At 65.1% G+C, this 22669-nt stretch carries 17 protein-coding genes and 2 other RNA genes; 9 read left to right on the top strand and 10 right to left on the bottom strand.

All coding sequences use genetic code 11. The features are described from left to right. Positions 1–160 precede the first annotated feature (160 nt). Genes ACCQ06_RS08810 through ACCQ06_RS08795 form a run of 4 tightly spaced genes read right to left on the bottom strand, consistent with a single transcriptional unit; the run spans position 161 to position 4903 of the window. Positions 161–1741: a DHA2 family efflux MFS transporter permease subunit gene (locus ACCQ06_RS08810; RefSeq protein WP_104613967.1), complete on the bottom strand. Its 1581-nt coding sequence runs from the start codon at positions 1739–1741 to the stop codon at positions 161–163. A gap of 6 nt (positions 1742–1747) precedes the next feature. Continuing rightward, the gene (locus ACCQ06_RS08805) at positions 1748–2941 is read right to left on the bottom strand and encodes an HlyD family secretion protein (RefSeq protein WP_316691756.1); all 1194 of its coding nucleotides are present in this window, start codon (positions 2939–2941) and stop codon (positions 1748–1750) included. 10 nt (positions 2942–2951) lie between these two features. Then, positions 2952–4466, bottom strand: a complete 1515-nt coding sequence (locus ACCQ06_RS08800; protein WP_316691755.1) for an efflux transporter outer membrane subunit — start codon at positions 4464–4466, stop codon at positions 2952–2954. Next, positions 4463–4903 (bottom strand): MarR family winged helix-turn-helix transcriptional regulator, encoded by a 441-nt coding sequence (locus ACCQ06_RS08795; RefSeq protein ID WP_316691754.1) that lies wholly within the window; start codon positions 4901–4903, stop codon positions 4463–4465. The genes ACCQ06_RS08800 and ACCQ06_RS08795 overlap by 4 nt, the downstream gene beginning before the upstream one ends. A 122-nt stretch (positions 4904–5025) precedes the next feature. Between ACCQ06_RS08795 and ACCQ06_RS08790 the strand changes: the two genes are divergently transcribed. The 5 genes from ACCQ06_RS08790 to ACCQ06_RS08770 all read left to right on the top strand — a co-directional run bounded on the left by ACCQ06_RS08790 (position 5026) and on the right by ACCQ06_RS08770 (position 9724). Continuing rightward, positions 5026–5877, top strand: coding sequence for an AraC family transcriptional regulator (locus ACCQ06_RS08790; RefSeq protein WP_316691752.1), 852 nt, complete (start codon positions 5026–5028; stop codon positions 5875–5877). Positions 5878–5937: 60 nt separating this feature from the next. Next, complete coding sequence (gene parC, locus ACCQ06_RS08785) at positions 5938–8181, top strand: DNA topoisomerase IV subunit A (protein ID WP_316691751.1); 2244 nt, start codon at positions 5938–5940, stop codon at positions 8179–8181. A gap of 130 nt (positions 8182–8311) precedes the next feature. Continuing rightward, positions 8312–8671, top strand: a complete 360-nt coding sequence (locus ACCQ06_RS08780) for a hypothetical protein (RefSeq protein WP_316691749.1) — start codon at positions 8312–8314, stop codon at positions 8669–8671. Between the two features lie 122 nt (positions 8672–8793). Beyond that, a non-coding RNA gene (locus tag ACCQ06_RS08775) (sX9 sRNA) lies at positions 8794–8869 on the top strand. A 198-nt stretch (positions 8870–9067) separates the two neighbouring features. After that, on the top strand, positions 9068–9724 hold the full coding sequence (locus ACCQ06_RS08770) for a thiopurine S-methyltransferase (RefSeq protein WP_316691748.1): 657 nt from the start codon (positions 9068–9070) through the stop codon (positions 9722–9724). 284 nt (positions 9725–10008) lie between these two features. On the opposite strand, the gene bfr is transcribed toward ACCQ06_RS08770, so the two are convergent. Further along, positions 10009–10494: a bacterioferritin gene (bfr, locus tag ACCQ06_RS08765; protein WP_074059611.1), complete on the bottom strand. Its 486-nt coding sequence runs from the start codon at positions 10492–10494 to the stop codon at positions 10009–10011. A gap of 264 nt (positions 10495–10758) precedes the next feature. On the opposite strand from bfr, the gene ACCQ06_RS08760 reads away from it, so the two are divergent. From ACCQ06_RS08760 to hpaM, 4 genes are all read left to right on the top strand, one after another. Further along, entirely contained in the window at positions 10759–13164 is a 2406-nt protein-coding gene (locus ACCQ06_RS08760; RefSeq protein WP_316691744.1) for a penicillin acylase family protein, read from the top strand. Between the two features lie 337 nt (positions 13165–13501). Beyond that, a non-coding RNA gene (locus ACCQ06_RS08755) (sX9 sRNA) lies at positions 13502–13571 on the top strand. Positions 13572–13734: 163 nt separating this feature from the next. Then, positions 13735–15876 (top strand): TonB-dependent siderophore receptor, encoded by a 2142-nt coding sequence (locus ACCQ06_RS08750; RefSeq protein WP_228322619.1) that lies wholly within the window; start codon positions 13735–13737, stop codon positions 15874–15876. Positions 15877–16177: 301 nt separating this feature from the next. Continuing rightward, entirely contained in the window at positions 16178–17230 is a 1053-nt protein-coding gene (hpaM, locus tag ACCQ06_RS08745; protein ID WP_104613975.1) for a type III secretion-associated outer membrane-bound protein HpaM, read from the top strand. Positions 17231–17296: 66 nt separating this feature from the next. On the opposite strand, the gene asnB is transcribed toward hpaM, so the two are convergent. The 5 genes from asnB to dapD form a co-directional block, all read right to left on the bottom strand. Beyond that, complete coding sequence (gene asnB / locus ACCQ06_RS08740) at positions 17297–18991, bottom strand: asparagine synthase B (RefSeq protein WP_055845080.1); 1695 nt, start codon at positions 18989–18991, stop codon at positions 17297–17299. 295 nt (positions 18992–19286) lie between these two features. Continuing rightward, the gene (dapE, locus tag ACCQ06_RS08735) at positions 19287–20417 is read right to left on the bottom strand and encodes a succinyl-diaminopimelate desuccinylase (RefSeq protein WP_228322622.1); all 1131 of its coding nucleotides are present in this window, start codon (positions 20415–20417) and stop codon (positions 19287–19289) included. 215 nt (positions 20418–20632) lie between these two features. After that, positions 20633–20989, bottom strand: a complete 357-nt coding sequence (locus ACCQ06_RS08730) for an arsenate reductase (RefSeq protein WP_115561709.1) — start codon at positions 20987–20989, stop codon at positions 20633–20635. Then, positions 20986–21459, bottom strand: a complete 474-nt coding sequence (locus tag ACCQ06_RS08725) for a hypothetical protein (protein ID WP_316691738.1) — start codon at positions 21457–21459, stop codon at positions 20986–20988. The genes ACCQ06_RS08730 and ACCQ06_RS08725 overlap by 4 nt, the downstream gene beginning before the upstream one ends. Further along, positions 21456–22667 carry a 2,3,4,5-tetrahydropyridine-2,6-dicarboxylate N-succinyltransferase gene (dapD, locus tag ACCQ06_RS08720; RefSeq protein ID WP_316691737.1) on the bottom strand — a complete coding sequence of 404 codons (1212 nt, stop codon included), beginning with the start codon at positions 22665–22667 and terminating at the stop codon, positions 21456–21458. Before dapD ends, ACCQ06_RS08725 begins: the two co-directional genes overlap by 4 nt. Positions 22668–22669: the final 2 nt, after the last annotated feature.

Below are 22669 nucleotides of genomic sequence, written 5' to 3'. Positions count from 1 at the left end.
CACTGCGGCAGGTGTAGTCGCCGCGCTGGCAGAGGCGATGATCGCGACGTGGCTGGCGAAGCTCCATCCGTGAATGCCCTACCTGCCCAACACCTGACCATCGGCGCTGCTCCTGAGTGAACAGCGCCAGTCTAGCCGAGCCGCACAACCTGCCGTGCGCTCAGTGCCCCCCAGCCGCCGCCGCGCCACCGGCGCCCGCGCCGAACGGTGGTTTGGCCAACCACAGGAAGAAGATGATAACCAGGAACGTCCAGCCGAGCAGATAGAAGATGTCGTTGAAGCCCATCTGCGAGGCCTGGTGGTTGATCATGTTGTTGAGCGAGGCCGCGCCGCGTTGCAGGTCGCCCTGCCCCATCGCAGCCACTTGTTCCTGCATGCCGGGCGTATACACCGAGATGTGTTCGGTGATGTGCGCGTGGTGCACTTGCGTGCGGCGCGCCCACAGATACGTGGTCAGCGATGCAGCGAAGCTGCCGCCCAACGTCCGCAGGAACGTAGCCAGGCCGGAGCCGGCCGCGATCTCGCGCCCGTCCAGATCCGATAGCAGGATCTGCAGCACCGGCATGAAGAACAACGCCACGCCGACGCCCATCAGCAATTGCACGGTGGCCACGTGGCTGAAGTCCACCTGCAGGTTGAAGTTGGAGCGCAGGAAGCTGGTGAACGACAAAAAGATAAAGGCGACGGTGGCGAGCATGCGCAGATCGAACCGCAATGCGTACTTGCCCACGAACGGCGTCATCAACACCGGCAGGATGCCGATCGGTGCGGTGGCCAGGCCGGCCCAGATCGCGGTGTAGCCCATGTCGCGTTGCAGCCACTGCGGGATCAGCAGACTCACGCTGAAGAACGCCGCATACGCCACCACCATCGCCAAGGTGCCGGCGCGGAAATTGCGGTGCCGAAACAGTTTGAGATCGACGATGGGGTCTTTGTCGGTGAGTTCCCAGATCACGAACACCACCAGCGCCACGGCAGCGACACAGGCCAGCACCACGATCTTGTCGGACGAGAACCAGTCTTCGTCATTGCCCAGGTCCAGCACCAGCTGCAACGCGCCCACGCCGACCACCAACAGGATCAGGCCGATGTAATCCATGCGCGGTTTTTCGAGCTGTTCGGGGCGATGCCGCAACTGTGAGCCCACAATACTGCTGGCAATGATGCCCAGCGGCACGTTGATCAGAAAGATCCATTCCCAGCTGTAGTTGTCGGTAATCCAGCCGCCCAGGATCGGCCCGGCAATCGGCGCCACCACGGTGATCATTGCGAGCAACGCCAGCGCTTGCCCGCGTTTTTCGCGCGGGTAAATCGACACCAGCAAGCTCTGGGTGATGGGATACATCGGCCCGGCCACAAATCCTTGCAGCGCGCGCGCGACCACCAGCATGCCCATGCTCTGGGCAAGCCCGCACAGCAGCGAGGCGATGGTGAAGGCCAACGTGGACCACACGAACAACTTGGTCTCGCCAAACCGCCGGCTCAACCAGCCGGTCAGCGGCAACGCGATCGCCGTGCTCACCGCGAAGGAGGTGATGACCCAGGTGGCCTGCTGCGAACTGGCGCCGAGATTACCGGCGATGGTCGGCAGCGAGACGTTGGCGATGGTGGTATCCAGCACCTGCATGAACGAGGCCATGGCCAGACCCATGGTGCACAACGCCACGCTGGCCGGACGAAAGCCGGCAGCGGGCGCCGGCGCCGCCGGGCCGCCGGACGCGGTGGGAGCTTGCGAAGACATGGTGGCTTAGCCCGCCTTGCTGGCAGCCTGCGACGGCAGGTTGTCCTGGATGATGCGATGGATGTCGGCGTCGGCAGCCTGCAACTGCTGCGCATACACATCGGTGGAGAACACCGAGCCGGTCGCCAGCTTGGTCGGCAGCACGCTGCCCTGCTGGTCATGCAGATTGACGTCGACCTTCATCGACAAGCCAATGCGCAGCGGGTTGTCAGCCAGTTGCTTGCTGTCCACCGCAATGCGCACCGGCACACGCTGCACGATCTTGATCCAGTTGCCGCTGGCGTTTTGCGCCGGCAACAGCGAGAACGCGCTGCCGGTGCCCAGGCCCAGGCTCTCGATGCGACCGGTGTAGTCGACGCCACCGCCGTACAGATCCGAATGCAGCTCCACTTCCTGGCCCAGGCGCATGTGCTTGAGCTGGGTTTCCTTGAAGTTGGCTTCCACCCACACCTGCTCCAGCGGCACCACCGCCATCAGCACACTACCCGGCTGCACGCGCTGGCCAACCTGCGCCGAACGGCGTGCGACATAGCCGGACACCGGTGCCACCACACCGGTACGCGCGTGGTTGAGATAGGCCTGACGCACCTGCGCTGCAGCCGTCTGCACATCCGGCTGATCGGACAGCGCGCTGTCGTCGATCAACGCACGGTTACGCTCGAAGCTCTCGCGCGAGCCGCTCACTGCCGCTTCGGCGGCAGCCAGTTCTTCGCGGACATGCGCCAGTTCTTCGTTGGAGATGGCGCCGCTGGCAGCCAGATTCTTGCGGCGCGCAAAGTCGGCACGGGCACTGCGCAAGGTGACTTCGCGTGCCGACAACTCGGCCTGCGCGCCTTCCACGCTGCGGTACAGACCGCGCACCTGACGCACGGTCTTGGCCAGATTGGCTTCGGCCTGCTGCAACGCCACTGCGGTATCGGCCGGGTCCAGTTGCACCAGCAGCTGGCCGCGTTCGACGCGCATGCCGTCTTCGGCGCCAATGCTGACCACCGTGCCGCCCACCATCGGGGTGATCTGCACCTGGTTACCCTGCACGTAGGCGTCGTCGGTGTCCTCGTACCAGCGGCCGACCAGGACGTACCAGGTCACGACGCCGATGATCGCCAGGATCACCACAATGGCCACGATGCGCAGCGCCGCACGGCGCTTGCTGGGTGCGGCGGGCGCGGGTTGGGAAGAAGTTGGAGTCGTCTGGCTCATCGTCGATGTCTCAGGAATTCGGTTGTGCGGAAGTGGGCGCGGTGTGTGCGGTGTCGCGTGCGGGCTCCGGCGTGAATCCGCCGCCCAGCGCACGCTGCAACCTCACCGAGGCCAAAAGTTGTTGCGACTGCAGCCCGGCCATGCGCTGGCGTGCGACGAGCAATTGCTCCTGCACGCTGAGCACGTCCAGATAGCCGCCGATACCGGCGCGGTAGCGCTGCTGCGCCAGATCGAATGCCGCAGCAGCGGTCTGCACGGCGTCGTCCTGCGCACGTGCGCGTTGCTCCAGCGAACGTACTGCGTTGGCCTGGTCGGCCACTTCGCGCAGCGCCGCGATCACCTTCTGGTTGTAGTCGGCCACCGCCAGGTCGTATTGGGCATCGCTGCCGGCCAGACTGGCACGCAGCTTGCCGCCGTCGAAAATCGGCAGGCTCAATGCCGGCGCAACCACGCCGAACACCGACGCGTTTTCCAGCAACTGGCCGACATCGCGGTTCACCACGCCGCCCAGGGCGATGATGTTGAAGCTGGGATAGAAGCGCGTCTTGGCCGTGGCGATGTCCTTGTCGGCCGCCTCCACGCGCCAGCGCGCAGCCACTACGTCCGGGCGACGGCCGAGCAGATCGGCCGGCAGGTTGCTCGGCAGCTGCGCGGCAATGGTCGCGCCCAGCACCGGGCGTGCGATGTCCAGCCCGCGGTCAGGGCCCTGGCCAAGCAACGCCGCCAGCGCGTTGCGCGCCTCGTCGATCTGCTGCTGCGCCGACTGCACCTGCTGCTGCGCGGCCGGCACCCGGGCCTGCGCCTGACGCAGCTGCAGATCGCTGTCGATGCCGGCACTGCGGCGCTGCTGGGTGAGCTCCACGGTCTTGCGCGAGCGCGCCAGTTCTTCGTCGGCCACATCGTGCAGACGCCAGGCGTAGTCGAGCTGCGCATAAGCTTCGGCGATCGCCGCCGACAGGTTCAGGCGCGCTGCCTGCGCATCCACCTCGGCCGCGTGCGCGGTGTCCACTGCCGCTTCCCAGGCGGCGCGCTTGCCGCCCCATAGGTCCACGCCGTAGCGGAAATCCACCACCAGCTGACCGTTACCGCCAAAGCGTCCGCCGCGTTCCTCGCCGGCCACCGATTCCGGCAACTGCACGCCTGCGTAGCCGCCGGAGACCGACAGGCTGGGGCCGCGATCGGCCTGCGCGGTGCCGATACGGGCCTGTGCCTGGCGCAGGCGCGCGTCGGCGGCGTCGAGGCTGGGGCTGTGCTGCAGGCCTTCGCCGATCAGCGCATTCAATTGCGCATCGCCCAGCGCGCGCCACCAATCGCTGGCCGGCCATGCCGCCGGGCTCAGCCCGGTTTGCGCCAGGGTGCGCTCGGCATGCAGCTGGCTGGCGTCGAGCACGGTGCCTTGCGGCGCCAGCCCACGGCTGCTGGCGCAGGCCGCCAGCACCAGCGTCAATGCGGTGAGAACAAGCGGCCGCGCCAGGCGCATCGAGCGCGGGCGCAGCGTCTGGATGAAGGAACTAGCAGCGTTCATGAGTTGAGTGCATCGCGGACACGGATAAGAAGGGAGGTGAGTTGCTCGCGCTCAGGGGCATCCAGGTCGCGCAGGCCATGCTCGATCGCACGTTCGCCACGCAAGCGCAGCCGTTCCCACAGCGCCACACCCTGCTCGGTCATGACGATCTGCAGCGCGCGCCGGTCCTGGGCATGCGGCTCGCGCCGCACTGCGCCCAAGGCCTCGAGCTTGTCGAGCAGGCGGGTTACCGCGCTCGGCGTCTGGTCCAGCGCCTGCGCCAGTTCGTTGGCCGTGCAGGGAGAACGCACTGCCAGGATCTTCAGACCGACGTAGTGGCTGAAACCGAAGTCGGGCAGCTCGCCCTTCATCTCGGCATCGAGCTGGCGCATCAGCGCGTCGCGCACCTGGCGCAACAGCAACCCGAACGACGGCGGAGCGGTGGGCGTTGAATTCATGCGACACATTTTGTTCTGAAAAATATATTTGTCAACGCAAATATCTCAACCGGGATTAAACCGTCAGCAAGGATTGTCACCTTACGCGCCGCTTTGGCTGGCCTGGTAATACGATCAAGCCAATGACTATCGAAAACCCGCCAACGACGGTGGATGCACTGCCGCCCGGCGTGCGTGGCAGCTTCGAATGGGCCGACGGCCCGGTGCTGATCGCGTTCCTGGCCGACCTGCGCGCGGTGTGGGCACCGGAAACCGCATGGCATGCGCATGTGCGCGGGCAGCTGATGGTCGTCGAGCAAGGCGTGCTGACCGTGCATACCGAACAGGGCGCGCTGTCGCTGCCGCCGGGCTGCGCCGGCTGGATGCCGCCCGGCCAGCAGCACACCGTGGAGCTGGCCGGTCCGATGCGCGGCTGGGGCGTGGTGGTGCGGCCGGATGCCTGCGCCGCCCTGCCCGCGCAAGGCGGGGTGATCCGGCTGACCGGGCTGGCCCGCGAAGCAATCATGCGCGCCGCCAGCTGGCCGCTGGATCAGCCGCTGGATACCGCCCAGCAACGGCTGGCCGCGGTGCTGCTGGACGAGCTATGCCAGGTCCAGATCGACCACCTGCACCTGCCGATGCCGGCCGACCGCCGCCTGCTGCGGATTGCCCGGCAATTGCTCGCCACCCCCGCCGACCCGCGCGCGCTCGATGCCTGGGCCGATTGGGGCGGGCTGTCGCCGCGCAGCCTGAGCCGGCATTTTCGCGACGAGACCGGGTTGAGTTTTGCGCAATGGCGGCAGCAGGCCCGGCTGGCCGAAGGCCTGCGCCGGCTCAGCCAGGGCAGCGCGGTGGCGCAGGTGGCCGACCAGCTCGGCTACAGCAGCCCCAGTGCCTTCGTCAGTGTGTTTCACCGCCATTTCGGCGCTCCGCCCACCCGTTATCTGGCTGCCGGCCACGCGCGCGGCTTGGCATCCCTCGCCGCATCCGGATAATCGGCGCTCTTCGAGTCCGCGCTCTGGTGCGGGCTCTTCTTTCGCAGGACCTGGCTTTACATGACCGATCTGACCCGCCCCACCTTCCACGGCTTCGAACAGCTGCCGCTGCGCGAGTACGCCGAACGCGCCTATCTCGATTATTCGATGTACGTGGTGCTCGACCGCGCCCTGCCGTTCCTGGGCGACGGCCTGAAGCCGGTGCAGCGCCGCATCATCTTCGCCATGAGCGAGCTCGGCCTGAACGCGGCCGCCAAGCCGAAGAAGTCCGCGCGCACCGTGGGCGATGTCATCGGTAAGTACCATCCGCACGGCGATAGCGCGTGCTACGAAGCGCTGGTGCTGATGGCGCAGCCGTTCTCGTACCGCTACCCGCTGATCGAAGGCCAGGGCAACTTCGGTTCCACCGACGATCCCAAGTCGTTCGCGGCGATGCGCTATACCGAGTCCAAGCTGACCCCGATCGCTGAAGTGTTGCTGGGCGAAATCAGCCAGGGCACCACCGACTGGGCGGCCAACTTCGACGGCACCCTGGAAGAACCGACCTGGTTGCCGGCGCGCCTGCCGCACCTGCTGCTCAACGGCACCACCGGCATTGCCGTCGGCATGGCCACCGACGTACCGCCGCACAACCTCAACGAGATCGTCAGCGCGCTGCTGCGCCTGCTCGACAACCCCGATGCCACGGTCGCCGACCTGTGCGAGCACGTGCCGGGCCCGGACTACCCGACCACTGCGGAAATCATTACCCCGGCTGCCGACCTGCGCAACATCTACGAGACCGGCCATGGCAGCGTGCGCGCACGTGCCACGTATAAAAAAGAACACGCCAACATCGTCATCGATGCGCTGCCGTATCAGGTATCGCCGTCCAAGGTGATCGAACAGATCGCCCAGCAGATGCGCGCCAAGAAGCTGCCGTGGCTGGAAGATATCCGCGACGAGTCCGACCACACCAGCCCGGTGCGGGTGGTGCTGGTGCCGCGCTCCAACCGCGTGGATGCCGAGCAATTGATGGGCCACTTGTTCGTCACCACCGATCTGGAACGCAGCTACCGCGTCAATCTCAATGTGATCGGTCTGGACGGCCGGCCGCAGGTGAAGAATCTGCGCCAGCTGCTGACCGAGTGGCTGACCTTCCGCAGCGATACCGTCACCCGGCGCCTCAACCATCGCCTGCAAAAGGTCGAGCGTCGCCTGCACCTGTTGGAAGGCTTGTTGATCGCTTTCCTCAATCTGGACGAAGTGATCCGCATCGTCCGCAGCGAAGACGAACCCAAGCCGGTGTTGATCGCACGTTTCGCGCTCAGCGAGGAACAGGCCGAATACATCCTGGAAACCAAGCTGCGTCAGTTGGCGCGCCTGGAAGAAATGAAGATCCGCGGCGAGCAGGAAGCGCTGGCCAAGGAACGCGCGCAGTTGATGGCCATCCTGGAAAGCAAGACCAAGCTGAAGAAGCTGATCAAGGACGAGCTCACCGCCGACGCCAAGAAGTTCGGCGACGCACGTCGCTCGCCGCTGGTGCAGCGTGGCGCCGCGCAGGCGATCGACGAAACCGAGATGGTCGCCAGCGAACCGATGACGGTGGTGCTGTCGGAAAAGGGCTGGGTGCGCGCAGCCAAGGGTCACGAGGTCGATCCGGCCGGCATGTCGTATCGCGACGGCGACAGCCTGCTGGCCGCAGTGCGCAGCCGCAGTACCCATCAAGTGGCGTTTCTGGATTCGGATGGCCGCGCCTATTCCACTGCCGTGCACACGCTGCCCTCGGCGCGCGGCAACGGCGAACCGCTGACCGGGCGTTTTTCGCCGGCCTCGGGCGCGTCGTTCCAGGTCATGGCCAGTGCCGACAACGCCACCCGCTTCGTGCTGGCGTCCTCGCACGGCTACGGTTTCGTGACCCGTTTCGAAAACCTCACCGGCCGCAACAAGGCCGGCAAGGCGATGCTCAACCTGACCACCGGCTCGCATGTGCTGAGCCCGGCGCATGTGAGCAACCCGCAGACCGACCGCATCGTCGCCGTCACCAGCGCCGGCAACCTGCTGGCGGTGCCGGCCACCGACGTGCCCGAGCTGGACAAGGGCAAAGGCAACAAGATCATCGAGATCCCCAAGGCCAAACTCGGCACCGAGCGCGTGGTGGCGGTGGTCGCGGTGGCACCGGGCAACACCCTGCTGGTCCGCAGCGGCGCGCGCACCATGAGCCTGTCGTTCAAGGATCTGGACACGTATGTGGGCACACGTGCGAGTCGTGGCTCGTTGTTGCCGCGCGGGTGGCAGAAGGTGGATGGACTGGAAGTGCAGTAACGGTCTGTCATCGCGGTGATGCACGGCGGCGCGGTTGGCATTGCCGCCTCCGCGGTTTACTGAGGCGCGGCAGAAGGTGGATGGACTGGCAGTGCAGTAACGGCCTGTCATCCAATCGGCGCGCGGCGGCGTGGCTGGCATCTCCGCCACCTCGATTTACCGAGGCGGCGGCAGAAGGTGGAAGGACGGGATTTTCCATTGCAATGAATCACCAACGCACCGCGCTGCGGCGCATTGGCTGGGAGGTTCAATGCTGTACGCGGATGGCCAAGAATCAAAAGCCGGTGATCTCATCGAGATCGACTCGCAATATCGCGGGAAAGTCGTTGCCTGCATGGATATGGCCGATTATCTTCCGGGACACGAGAGCTGGAGCTATCTTGGCAACGGCATCATGGTCGATACGGATTTTGCTGGCCTGGTTCATTACGATCAGGCGTCTGCGGATGCAGAAGGACTGCTGCTCATTGCGCGTCTGCAAGCCAGTTGAATCATGCAGTCACGTCCGTCCATGGCACGCGACCTGATTTGAGCAATTGCTGTAGCGTCTCTGCCAAGAGCAGCGAACAAAACGACTGTACTCACCGCCAGGAGGCCGGTGCTCGGTGCGGCAGGGACCACGCATACACTCCGGTTCCTGCGCGCCGTCCACACCCACCTGACAACTGCTGGCTACGTTTTGTTAGCCGCTCTAAAGCACCGGACATGTTTCGATGAGCCATCTTCGTGGCATGCAACCACGCAGGCAGCGATTTGATTGATGCGCTTGGCTGCAAAACGCACTCGATCATCCGCAACACTGAGCAGGCCTGCCGCGCTGCGCACACAGGCGCGATTTTTTTCGTAAGCGCGATGCCGCACTGCGTTGCACCAACACGACGAGACCATGGACACAAATTTCTGGCTACAACGCTGGCAGGACCGGCAGACCGGCTTTCATCAGGATGAGGTGATGCCGCTGCTGCAAAAGCACTGGCCCGCACTGCAGTTGCCACGCGCTGCATGCGTGTTGGTGCCGCTCTGTGGCAAGACGCTGGACATGCATTGGCTGGCTGCGCAAGGCCATCGTGTCCTGGGCGTGGAGCTCTCGCCGCTGGCCGTGACGCAGTTCTTCGATGAGGCCAACCTGCAACCGCAGCGCCACACCAGCAGCGCTGGCGAACATTTCGTCGCCGGGCCCATCGAAATCATCTGCGGCGACGCCTTTGCGCTGGACGCAAGCGTATTGGCCGATTGCACGGCGGTCTACGACCGTGCTGCGCTGGTGGCCTTGCCGGCGGATCTGCGCCGGCGGTATCTGCAAACCACCTACGCGCGCTTGCCTGCCATGTGTCGCGGGCTGCTGATCACGCTGGATTATCCGCAAGCCGAAAAGGCAGGCCCACCCTTTGCAGTGGATGCGGCCGAGGTACAGGCGCTGTTTCAAGCACAGTGGCAGGTGCAGCAGTTGGAACAGCGCGACATCCTGGAGCAGGAACCGCGCTTCCGTGCAGATGGCGTCACCGCGCTAGCTACCGCGGTATATCGCCTGCAACGCAGCTGACACCCGGCCTCACCGCCGGTGTCGGCTACATCGCGGCTGACCGCAGGCAACGTCGAGACAAGGTCTGCAACGCCACTCTCGACGTCTGGACGGCCTTGACGAAAACGTCGGCACCACGCCGGTGATCTATCTCAGCTCGACCAGCGGTAGAGCGATGAGATCAGCAGAGCCGATCTGGCGCAATCGATGCGTGGGCCGTCTATCGCGCTGGCCCATATGCCGAGGCCACCTCCGCCACCGCCGCGCGGCTTTGCACCGCACAACGGTCAGCAGCGATCCCGCAATCAACCGGCCACGTGGCCCTTGTCGATCTTCGAGGTCTGGTACAGCTCCAGACCGATCCGCTTGATCAGGCCGAGCTGCTGCTCCAGCCACCAGGCATGGTCTTCTTCGGTGTCCTGCAGCTGCTTGAGCAGCATGTCGCGGCTGACGTAATCGCCGTGCTCTTCGCACAGCTTCATGCCGGCAGCGAGCGCCGCGCGCACTTCGTATTCCACCACCAAATCGCGCTCGAGCATCTCGACCACGGTCTTGCCTGGCGCAAACTCGGCCGGACGCATATCCGGGTCGCCTTCCAGGAACAGGATACGACGCAGCAATGCGTCGGCGTGCTCGGTTTCTTCCTGCATCTCGTGATTGATGCGCTCGTACAGCGCCATCAGGCCCTGATCCTCGTAGCGGCGCGAGTGCAGGAAATACTGGTCGCGTGCCGCCAGTTCGCCGCGTAGCAGCTGCTTGAGGTAGTCGACGACTTCGGGATGGCCTTTCATGGTGTGCTCCAGCAACGCAATGCGCGCATGGTGCACTAAGCCGGCGGGCAATGATCTAATCGGAATCACTTTCAGTTGCGCTTGCGGCAAGACCGCTCGCGGTAATGATCTGCGGCCACACTGAGACGACCCACACCACCACAGCGCAGCGGCAAACGGGTGGTATCGGCCGGCATGCATTTGATGCGCCAGTGCTGCTGCTCCCGCCCCACTGCCGGCCCAGGTCTGTCGGCTACCCATGAACCACGCTCCAAGGAACAGACGATGCGCAAATGGCTGACCCGGCTGATGTTGGCAACTGTGGTGCTGGTGCTCGCCGCCGGCCTGACGCTGTATCTGCTGCTGCGCGGCAGCCTGGCGCAGCTGGATGGCGACACGCCCTTGACCGGCCTGGCCGCCGCCGTCAGCGTGCAGCGCGACCACAACGGCGTGGTCACCATCGACGCGGCCAGCCAGGCCGATGCGATGCGCGCACTCGGCTACGTGCATGCGCAGGAGCGCTATTTCGAAATGGACCTGATGCGCCGCGCGCCTGCCGGCGAATTGTCCGAACTGTTCGGTCCCAAGGCGGTGGATCTGGACAAGCGCAACCGCGTGCATCGGCTGCGCGCACGCGTGCATGCCAACCTGGACATCGCCGCCGGCAGCCAGCGCGCGGCTCTGCAGGCCTACACCGACGGCGTGAATGCAGGTCTGGCCGCGCTGCCGGTGCGGCCGTGGCCATATCTGCTGCTGCGCCAGACCCCGCGCGCCTGGACGTTGGACGACTCCATCCTCACTGGCCTTGCGATGTATGCCGACCTGCAGGACAGCGACAATCAGACCGAACTGGCTGCCGCGCGCATCCGCGCCGTGGTGCCGCCCGCCCTGGCGGCGCTGCTCGATCATCAAGGCTCCAGCTGGGACGCGCCGCTGTTCGGCGCCGCGCACGGCGATGCCGTGTTACCCGATGCGGTTGCGCTGGATCTGCGTCGCTTGCCGCATCCGCCCGCTACACCGCCTGCCGAGCACCCCACCCCGGGCAGCAATAATTTTGCGGTGGATGGCAGCCTCACTGCCGACGGCCGCGCCATCGTCGCCGACGACATGCATCTGAGCCTGCGCGCGCCCAACATCTGGTTCCGCGCGCGGCTGCGCTATCCCGACACCGCGGCGCCGGACGGCAAGGTGGACGTCACCGGCTTCACCCTGCCCGGCCTGCCCGCGGTGGTGGTCGGCAGCAATGGCCATGTGGCCTGGGCGTTCACCAACAGCTATATCGACACCGCCGACTTTGCGCGGATTCCCGCCGCCACGCCCGAGCATCCGCAAGCCCTGACCACGCATGTCGAAACGATTCGTGTGGCGGGCGCGGCGCCGGTGCGTCTGGACGTACGCGAAGCGGCGTGGGGGCCGATCCTGCATGAAAACCCGGATGGCAGCCTGCTGGCGCTGCGCTGGGCCGCGCAGCTGCCCGGCGCGATTCGTCTGGACTTCGCACAGATGAGCAGCGCACGCGACCTGCAGAGCGCATTTGAAGTGGCCGACCGCTCGGGCATTCCGGCACAGAACCTGTTGCTGGCCGACCGCAGCGGGCGCATCGCCTGGCGCCTGATCGGCGCACGTCCTGCACGCAACGCTGGATGCAGCCCGACCGGCATTGCCGAGCTTGCGACCTCTGCAGCGCAGCCGACCTTGCCCACACCTCCTGCGCCGGCCGGCACACCGCCGCCCACCTGCATGCCATGGCCGGTACGCAGCGATGCGGCGCCGGCATTGATCGACCCGCCCTCGCATCGGCTATGGACAGCCAATAGCCGCGTGGTCGACACGCAACAACTGGCCACGCTTGGCAACGCCGGCTACGACCTCGGCGCGCGTGCGCAACAGATCCGCGACGACTTGTTCGCAAAACAGCGCTTTAGCGAGCGCGATCTGCTGGCGATCCAGCTTGACGATCGCGCGTTGTTGCTGACGCGGTGGTGGCAGCTGTTGCGCGGCGTGGTCGAGCACAGCAAGGACCCAGCGTTGCAGCAGATCGAACAGGCAACGCGCCAGTGGGACGGCCATGCATCCACCACGTCGGCCAGCTACCGCATCGTGCGCGATTTCCGCAGCAAGACCATCGATGCGGTAGAAGCCGGTCTGCTGGCACCGGCCCAAGCCGCATTGGGCGAGCGGTTCCTGACGCCGCGCCGCGCACAGCTGGAAGGTATCGTCTGGCCGATCTTGCAGCAGCGCCCCGCCAACCTGCTGCCACCTGCCTTTGCGAGTTGGGACCAATTGCTGAGCGATGCTGCACGCAATGCGCAGGCGGAGTTGATGGCGCAGGCCGCCCCAGGCCAGCCACTCGACAAGCGCACCTGGGGAGAGCGCAATACCGCCGCCATCTGCCACCCGATCGCTCGCGCGCTGCCGGCGTTGGCCGCGCGCTGGCTATGCATGCCGGCTGACCAACTCCCAGGCGACCGCGACATGCCGCGCGTCCAGGGCCCGGCCTTTGGCGCCTCCGAACGCATGGTGGTGTCGCCCGGCCACGAACAGGACGGCATCGTGCACATGCCCGGCGGTCAGAGCGGACATCCGCTGTCGCCGTTTTGGGGGGCGGGCCACGACGATTGGGTGCATGGCCGCCCCACGCCATTCCTGCCGACCACCACAACCCACACGCTGCGTTTGCAACCGCAGTAAGCGCGCTGGCGTTGTCCGATCTGTCGGATACCGGTCTCGACGCAACCGAAGAAATGGCCGAGCCGCAGTCGCCCCTCTCCTGCGGGAGAGGGGTTGGGGTGAGGGTACGTGCGCACGCCATGCGACCGATGGTGTGCGATGCGACGCATGCTCGGCTTGTTTCAAGCGGCTTGTGCATGACAGACACCACGAGGTTTCGTACGTCCCCTCATCCGCCCTTCGGGCACCCTCTCCCATCGGAGGCAGGAGAGCGCTGCACTTCTGACGTCTGCATGTAGAGCAGCTAACAAAAAGACTGTGCAGCCACGAGGCGCGCGCGGCCGGTGCTCGATGCGGTATGGACCACGCATACGCTCCGCTTACTCCGCGGCACCCACCTGACGACTGCTCGATACGTTTTGTCAGCCACGCTTATGAGTTGCGTTTGGCGTTTGGCGTTTGGCGTTTTGGATGCTGCACCTTGCACATCTGCACGTTTAGCGTCCAGGCATCCGCATGGCTGGCGGGGCATGTCATCAAGCGAGCACAGCATGATAAGATGCACTTGATAACCATTATCATTAACGACCAATGCGCCCCACGCTTCTTGTCACCGCGCTGACCGCTGCGCTCGCCCTGCCCTCGCCATCCGCTTTCGCTCAGCACACCAGCAGCCCGCCTGCGGTCACCGAACTCGATGGCATCAACGTGGTCGGCCGTGCGCAGACGCTGTACAAATCCGACGATGCAGCGGTCGCCACGCGCACCGATACGCCGCTGTCGCTGGTGCCGCAATCGGTACAGGTGCTACCGCGCGAGTTGATCGACGACCAGGCCGCGCGCCAGATCACCGATCTGTATCGCAGCATCAGCGGCATCAGCTTCTTCAGCTACGCGGGCGTCACCTTGCGCGGGTTCCGCCAGGAAAACGTGCTGTATGACGGTCTGCGTGGCGATCCGTATGCAGGCTTCTCGGTGCCGCAGCTGTTCAACATCGAACGCGTGGAAGTGCTCAAGGGCCCGGCGGGTGCGTTGTATGGCGGCGGCGAACCCGGCGGCGTCATCAACTACGTCACCCGCAAGCCTGCGCACCAGACGCAGCGGCGCGTGGAGCTGCAGCTGGGCAATCAATCGTTCGGCGCGGCGTCGTTCGAAGCCACCGGCCCGGCGCGCGAAGACGGCCGCATCCGCTATCGCATCGGCGCCTATGCCGATGGCGAGGATGGCTTTCGCTGGAACACCGATAGCCAGAGCCAGATCGGCGATGCCTCGGTGGCCTTCGATGTCGGCGACACCGGCGAGCTCACCCTGCAATACACCGACATCACCCAGAACCTGGGCGGCAATCGCCTGCGCGGCGTGCCGGTCGATGACGACGGCAACTTCCTCACCGACCGTCGCTGGAACCACAACGAGCCCACCGATTTTCTCGACATGCGCGCCAAGGTCGCGTTCGCGCAATATCGGTTTGCACCTTCCAGCGCGTGGGATGTGGACATGGCGCTGCGCTGGTTCAAAAACGATGAGCACCAGATCTATCACGAGCCGATGGGCTTGATCGACCGCGATCGCGACGGCACGGCCGAATGGATGACGCGGCAGTTGCGCAACCAGTACCGCGACAACGATGCCATTTCCAGCAACGTCAATGCGGTGTTCCGCACCAGCACCAGTGCCATCGCACACAAGCTGCTGATGGGCGCCGATTACTATCGCCTGGACGCCGATTTCCGCGCGCAAACGGCCAATACCGCAGATAGCGGACGCGTGCGCGGGCCGGTGCCGGGCATCGACTTGTTCAACCCGGTCTACGGGCGCAGCGGCTTTTACGATTACGGTCTGGACACGCTGCCATGGCGTGCCACCAGCACGCGCAGCCTGCGCTACGGCGCGTATCTGCAGGACGAACTGACGCTGACGCCACGCTGGTATGCGATGGCCGGACTGCGCTGGGATGGCTTCAAGGACGACAACCTGCTGGATGGCTCGCGCATCACCGGCAACGACCTCAGCTGGCGCGTGGGCAGCACCTTCGTGCTGCGCGATGGCGTCAATGCCTATGCGAGTTACGCCAGCGGGTTTGTGCCGCAGGACGCGGCAAATCAGGATGCGAGCGTCGGCGGGCCGTTCGACCCGGAGCGCAGCAAGCAATGGGAGCTTGGCCTGAAGACCGCGCTCAACGATGGCGGCCTGACGCTCAACACCGCGCTGTATCGCATCGAGCGCAGCAACATCGTGCAGGCCAATGGCAGCGTCGTCGATGGCGTCAACCAACTATCTGCGCTGGGCCTGGTGCGCAGCGAAGGGCTGGAGGTCGACCTGCTGGCCGATCTGACCCAGCGCTGGGTGCTCAACCTGACCTACGCCTACAACGATGCGCGCGTGCTCGATGCCGGTAGCGACGGCATCACCAATGCATCGGGCGATCGCTTCGCCAACGCACCGCGCAACACGCTCGGGCTGTGGACCCGCTACGACTTGCCGGCCTGGCGCTCGGCGGTGGCCTTCGGCGCCGACTACGTGGGCGAGCGCGTCAGCCTGGACGGCCAGCGCGTGAAGCCGTACGCCATCTACGACATCAGCTGGCAGACGCAATGGGACGCATGGAAGCTGCAGATCAACGTCAAGAATCTGTTCGACAAGGTGTACGCGATGAGCGGCTTCAATGCGCGTGGCGGGCACTTTCCGGGCGAGCCGCGACGCATCTATGCGCAGTTGGCCTATACCTTCTGAGCACGGCGACTCGTCGCTCAAACATCTGCAGCACGCGACGCTTGCAACGCCGGCGTCGCCCTCCGGCAAGCATTGCCATCACGATCACGATTGCGTCCATGCAGCACGCACTCGCCGCCACCGCAACTGCGCGTTGAAGCACAGTTGCACTGCGCTCGATCGCCACGCAATGAACCTGCGCCGAATCGCGCAGGCCGTCATGGGCTGGAACTTAACGTTCGGTGCGACACACTAGAGGCCGTCGCGATCTGGAGATCTCTCCGCACCGATCGCCCCCCTCCCTTCACTGACCGGAATCCGCATGCCTCAGCTTGCCCGCTCCGTTTCCGCCCTGTTGCCCCTGGTGTTTGCAGCCGCCTGCTCGGCCGCACCACCGGCTAAATCCGGCCCACCCGACGCGCCTGTTGCCAGCTGCACCGCCAAGGTCAAGCCGGGGCAGGATCTGCAAAAGGCCATCGACAAACTGCCGCAAGGCGATACGCCGTCGGTGTTGTGCCTTGAAAAAGGCGAATTTCCGCTCAGTGGGCTGGTCTCGATCCACCGCGGCAACCTGACCTTGCGCGGCAAAGGCCCAAGCACGGTAGTGCGTATGGCCGATGGCGTGCAGCAACCGGCACTGGTGGTGGGAGACTACGAAAACCAGCAGCCGACCGGCGTGATCCGCAATGTCAGCATCGAAGACATGCAGATCGTTGCCAGCACCGGCGACAAGGAATTCATGCCCGAGCGCCCGTACCTGAGCAACAGCGCGGTGGTGGTGCGCTCCGGCCAAGGCATTCGCCTGGCTGGGCTGCAGGTCAACAAGTGCCGTAGCGCCTGCCTGTTGAGCGAATACGACACGCGCGAGATCACCATCGAAAACAACGATGTGTCCGGCGCGATCTGGGACGGCGTGTCGTTCAACCGCACCGCCAAGGTCACCATGGTCAACAACTACATCCACGACAACGTGGCGGCCGGGTTGACCACCGAACATCTGGAAGACAGCGAGATCCGCAACAACCGCTTCGAGCGTAACGGCAGCCAGGGCATCTATCTGTCCGATGCGCGGCGCAACCGCTTCAGCAACAACGTGTTCGATGGCAACAAGGTGGCCGGCGTGTTCCTGGCCTGCGCCATCCGCTATCGCACGCCGGAAATCCTGTGCTGGGACAACAGCATGAGTCAGGACAACGTGTTCGAGAACAACCGCTTCTCCAATACGCCGTTCACCTACACCATCGGTGTGGACCGTGCCGCCAACTGCACCGCGGCCGACTTCAAGCCCAACCTGTGGCGCAACAACCAGGCCGATGTGGCCGGTGTGGATATCGAGCCGCAGCGCTACGGCTATTGCGTGCGCCACGAGCAATAAACACGTGCACTACAGAGCGGCCGGCAGCGCGTTGGCGCATGCCGGCCGCTGCAGTTGCAACGCGCCTTACGAGGCCAGTGCCTGTTCGTGCACGCCGGCGATCGCACGGCCCGACGGGTCGGCCATCGCGGCAAAGCTCGCATCCCAGGCAATCGCGGTCGGCGACGAGCACGCAATCGACTTGCCGCCGGGCACGGTTTCTGCCGCCGCCTGGCTCGGGAAAAACTGCTCGAACAGGCTGCGATAGAAATACGCTTCCTTGGTCTGCGGCGGATTGACCGGAAAACGCCGGTCGGCCGCGGCCAGCTCGCGGTCGCTCACATGCGCGGCGGCATGCGCCTTGAGCCCATCGATCCAGCCGTAGCCCACGCCATCGCTGAACTGCTCTTTCTGCCGCCACAGGATCGATTCGGGCAGGTAGCCGGCGAACGCTTCGCGCAGCACGCCCTTTTCCATACGCGTGGCGCCGGTGCTGGTCTTGTCGATCATCTTGAAACTGGCATCCATGCGCATGGCCACATCCAGGAACTCGCGGTCCAGGAACGGCACGCGCGGCTCCACGCCCCAGGCCATCATCGACTTGTTGGCGCGCAGGCAATCGAAGTTGTTGAGTGCATCCAGCTTGCGTACCAACTCCTCATGGAATTCGCGCGCGTTCGGTGCCTTGTGGAAGTACAGATAGCCGCCAAAGATTTCGTCGCTGCCTTCGCCCGACAGCACCATCTTGACGCCCATCGCCTTGATGCGCCGTGCCAGCAAAAACATCGGCGTTGACGCGCGAATGGTGGTCACGTCGTAGGTCTCGATGTGACGGATCACTTCCGGCAACGCGTCCAGGCCCTCTTCGAAGGTGTATTCGAACCCGTGGTGCACGGTGCCCAGCGCTGCGGCGGCGACTTCCGCAGCGGCAAGATCGGGCGAGCCTTTCAAGCCGATCGCGAACGAATGCAGGCGCGGCCACCACGCTTCGGTGGTGTCGTTTTCTTCGATGCGATGCCGTGCATAACGCGCGGCGACGGCTGCGACCAACGACGAATCCAGACCGCCCGAGAGCAACACGCCGTACGGCACGTCGGTCATCAACTGACGATGCACCGCACGCTCGAAGGCTTCGCGCAATTCCTGCAGTTGCACCTGCACGCCTTCCACTTCGCCGTATTCGCGCCAGGCGCGTTCGTAGTAGCGGCTCAATGCGCCGGTGGCGCTGTCGTACCAATGGCCCGGCGGAAACTGTGCGGCATCGGCGCAATCGTCCACCAGCGATTTCAGCTCGGAAGCCACGCGCAGGCGGCCTTCGCGATCATGCCCCCAGTACAGCGGCACCACGCCGATCGGGTCGCGCGCGATGATCACGCGCCCGGCCGCCTTGTCCCACAGTGCGAACGCAAAAATCCCGTTGAGGCGGTTGAGATACGAGGCCGGCGCATCTTCGCGATACAACGCGTTGATCACCTCGCAATCGGAGCCGGTCTGGAAGGCGTACGGCTGCTGCAGCTCCTGCTTGAGTTCGCGATGGTTATAGATTTCGCCATTCACCGCCAAGGCCAGCTGCCCATCTTCCGAGAGTAAGGGCTGCGAGCCGCCGGCCGGGTCGACGATGGCCAGCCGCTCGTGCACCAGGATCGCGCCGGTGTCGACATACACGCCGCTCCAGTCCGGACCGCGATGCCGCTGCCGCTGCGAACATTCCAGCGCCTGCCGGCGCAGGGCCTGCAGATCGTCGCCGGGTTGCAGGCCGAAAATGCCGAAGATGGAACACATGGAAACACTCCTGATGAAACTGCGGGGATGGATGGCCGGTGGACGAGCATGCTGCTTGGACGTGACGCCCAAAAAAAAACCCGCATCGGCCGATGCGGGTTTTCTGATTCCTGGGCGTTTGGGTGTACTTCGCCTAGTCGCAGACCCGCGTCGGCCGCGCACGATTATTCGCGCGCAGCGTGTTGCGGTTGGCGTTATTAAGCTTGGCGAGGCGGATGACCATGCAGGCGACGCTAACCGTTCGTTTTCGCTGGCGCAACTGTTTCAGCGGCAACGACGGCGACGCAGCGCTTGCTCAACCGATCAACAAGCGTTCGACAAGCGTGCGGTACAGCGACGGCAGCGCCTCCAGATCGGCCACGCGCACATGCTCGTCGACCTGGTGGATCGACGCGTTGACCGGGCCGACCTCGATGCATTGCGCACCCAGCGGCGCGATGAAGCGCGCATCGGAGGTGCCGCCTCCGGTGCTCTCTTCCGGCGGTGCGCCGGCGAACTGGCCCAACACTTCGCGCGCAACGCTGCGCAGGCGCCCCTCGGGCGTGTAGAACGGCTCGCCGCTGCGGTGCCAGCGCACGCTGTAATCCAGCGCATGGCGATCCAGCACTGCGGTGATTTCTGCCTCCAGACGCGGCGCATCCCACTGCGGGGTGTAACGCAGATTGAAGGCCACCTGCAGCTCACCGGGGATCACGTTATTGGCGCCGGTGCCGGCATGGATGTTGGAAATCTGCAGGCTGGTGGGCGGGAAACTTTCGAAGCCGTCGTCCCAGCGCCGTGCGACCAATTCGGCCAACGCGGGCGCTGCCAGATGGATCGGGTTGCGCGCCTTGTGCGGATACGCCACATGCCCTTGCACGCCGTTGACGGTCAGCGTGCCGGACAGGCTGCCGCGGCGTCCAACCCGCAGCAGGTCGCCCAGCCGCTCGGTGGACGATGGCTCGCCGGTGATGCACCAATCGATCGCTTGCCCACGTTCGCGGAACAAATCGGCCACACGCCGCACGCCATCGATGGCATCGCCTTCCTCGTCGGAGGTCAACAACACCGCCAACGTACCGGGGTGCTCCGCATGGGCGGCGACAAACTGCTCGGCGGCGATCACGAACGCAGCCACGCTGCCTTTCATGTCGGCGGCACCACGCCCGTACAGCACGCCATCGCGGATCTGCGGATCGAACGGATCGCTGGTCCACACCTCGCGCGGGCCAGGCGGTACCACATCGGTATGCCCAAGCAGTACCAGCACCGGCGCGCCGCTCCCGTGCGTGGCCCACAGATTGTCGACCTCGCCCAAGCGCAGGTGCTCGCAGGCGAATCCGGCAGCGGCCAGGCGCTGCGCGATCACGGCCTGGCAGCCGGCATCCACCGGGGTCACCGAGGCGCGTGCAATCAAATCACGGGTCAGATCCAGCACATCACTCATCGAAACATCACCATAGCGAGGCCGCACCAGCGGCGTGGATGGATCATGGACAGCGTAGAGCAAGCGCACTGATCAGGTCCGCGCCGCGCGCGTTGATCACCGCTCGCGGCGCGTCGTGGTACGGCGGTCCAAACTGCACCCAGCATGGCCGTCTATCGCCACCGCACCAGCCACCGCTGCGGCGGCATTGCCGGCACCGTCGCGACTGCAGCTGCTCAGCCCACACCAAACGCTTTCTTGAAGCCGTTATCGGAAAAGCCCTGCGTCAACGCACCGTCATCGGTCACCACTACCGGCCGGCGGATCAGTTGCGGATACTCGCGCAATAACAGCTTCCACTCCGCCTCCGAGCCGGGCGCCTTCTTGTTGTCGGGCAGCTGCCGCCAGGTGGTGGACGACTTGTTGATCAAGGCATCGAATCCGCCCGCCTTGCCGGCCCACTCCAGCAGTGTCTCCGGCGACGGCTTGTTGTCGCGGTAATCCACGAACGTGTAAGCGACACCGAAGCGGTCCAGCCACTTGGTGGCCTTCTTGCAGGTGTCGCAGTTCTTCAATCCATACAACGTGGTCATGTCGTGCTCTCTTCAACTGCCTGGTGCGCGCCTGCACGCGCCAGCAGGGTGGTGGCCAACGCGGTGGGGTCTTGCCCGCGCGCAGGCAGGAACACCACCCGTGCGCGCTCACCGTGGAATTTCAACGCCAGCCGCACCGGTGGAACCAGCCAGGCCGGATCGACTGCACGCAACTGCGCCAGGTCCACACGCTGCGACCGGCCCTGCTGCACGATCTCCAGCACATCGCCGGCATCGCGCACCTGCGCCCATCGCCTGCACAACACGATATGCCGCACGGTCAGCCCTAGCATCGCGACAGGCGCCAGCCAGCGCAGCACATCCAGCTGCTGTGGGACGCCGTCGCGCGCCAGCGAGCCCGCCACGTAGACAGCCACCCAGCTCAGCCACAGCGCCGGGATGCCCCATCGTATCCAGCCACTGGCTGGACGCGACAGCAAGGTGCCGACGGGCGCGTGTGCGGTACTCAATCGGCCAGACCGCGCAGCAGCTCGTTGATGCTGGTCTTGCTGCGCGTCCTGGCATCCACCTGCTTGACGATCACCGCGCAATACAGCGAATGCGAGCCGTCCTTGGACGGCAACTGGCCGGATACCACCACGCTGTACGGCGGCACATAGCCGTAGGAAATTTCGCCGGTAGCGCGGTTGTAGATCCGCGTGCTTTGCGAAATGAACACGCCCATGCCGATCACGCTGTGATGGCCGATGACCACGCCTTCGACCACTTCCGACCGCGCACCGATGAAGCAATGGTCTTCGATGATGGTCGGGCTGGCCTGCAGCGGTTCGAGCACGCCACCGATTCCAGCACCGCCGGACAGATGGCAGTGCTTGCCGATCTGCGCGCACGAACCCACCGTGGCCCAGGTATCGACCATGGTGCCTTCGCCGACATAGGCGCCGATATTGGTGAAGCTCGGCATCAGCACCACGTCCTTGCCGAAATAGGTGCCGCGACGCGCGACCGCACCGGGCACCACGCGCACACCGGCCTTGCGGAAGTCGGCTTCATGGAAACCGGCAAAGCGCGATTCCACCTTGTCCCAGAACGGCGCCGGCTGCGCATCGATCACCGCCATCTCGTTGACGCGGAAATACAGCAGCACCGCTTTCTTCAGCCACGCGTTGACGGTCCAGCCGCCCTGCCCGTCCGGCTCGGCCACGCGGAATTCGCCGCTTTCCAGGCCATCGATCACGCGGGTGACGATCGCGCGGGTGGAGCCGTCGATCTCGTCCATGGTCAAGGTGGCGCGGCGCTCGAAGGCGCTTTCGATGCCGAACTTCAGTTCATCGTTACCCACATGGGTTGCCGCGCTGTGCACGGCCTGCTCGGCAATCGGCCGTTTCTTCGCAGCGGCCGCCTTCTTTGCAGCTGGCGCCGACACCACGCCGGTCGCCTGCCTGGCCACGCGCGGTGCGCTGGCGGTCTTCTTTTCAGCAGGCTTCTTTACAGCAGGCTTCTTTACAGCAGCCTTGTTTACAGCAGTGCTCTTGACCGGTGCGGTCTTGACCGCTGCCGTCTTGACGGCGCCCTTCCTGCCGACGCTCGCGACCGGCTTGGCCGTGTCCGCTGCGGGCGTCTTGGCGGCTTTGGCGGTGGAGGTGGCTGCGCGCTTGGGTGCGGCGCTGGCGGTGGTGGCGCCGGGCTTGCGCGCGGTCTTCTTGGTGGTGGCCATGG

This window comes from Xanthomonas sp. NCPPB 4467 (genome assembly GCF_041475665.2).
Taxonomy (GTDB): Bacteria; Pseudomonadota; Gammaproteobacteria; order Xanthomonadales; family Xanthomonadaceae; genus Xanthomonas; species Xanthomonas dyei.
The sequence above is the reverse complement of the archived record's forward strand: the minus strand, read 5'-3'. Positions and strand labels throughout refer to the sequence as shown.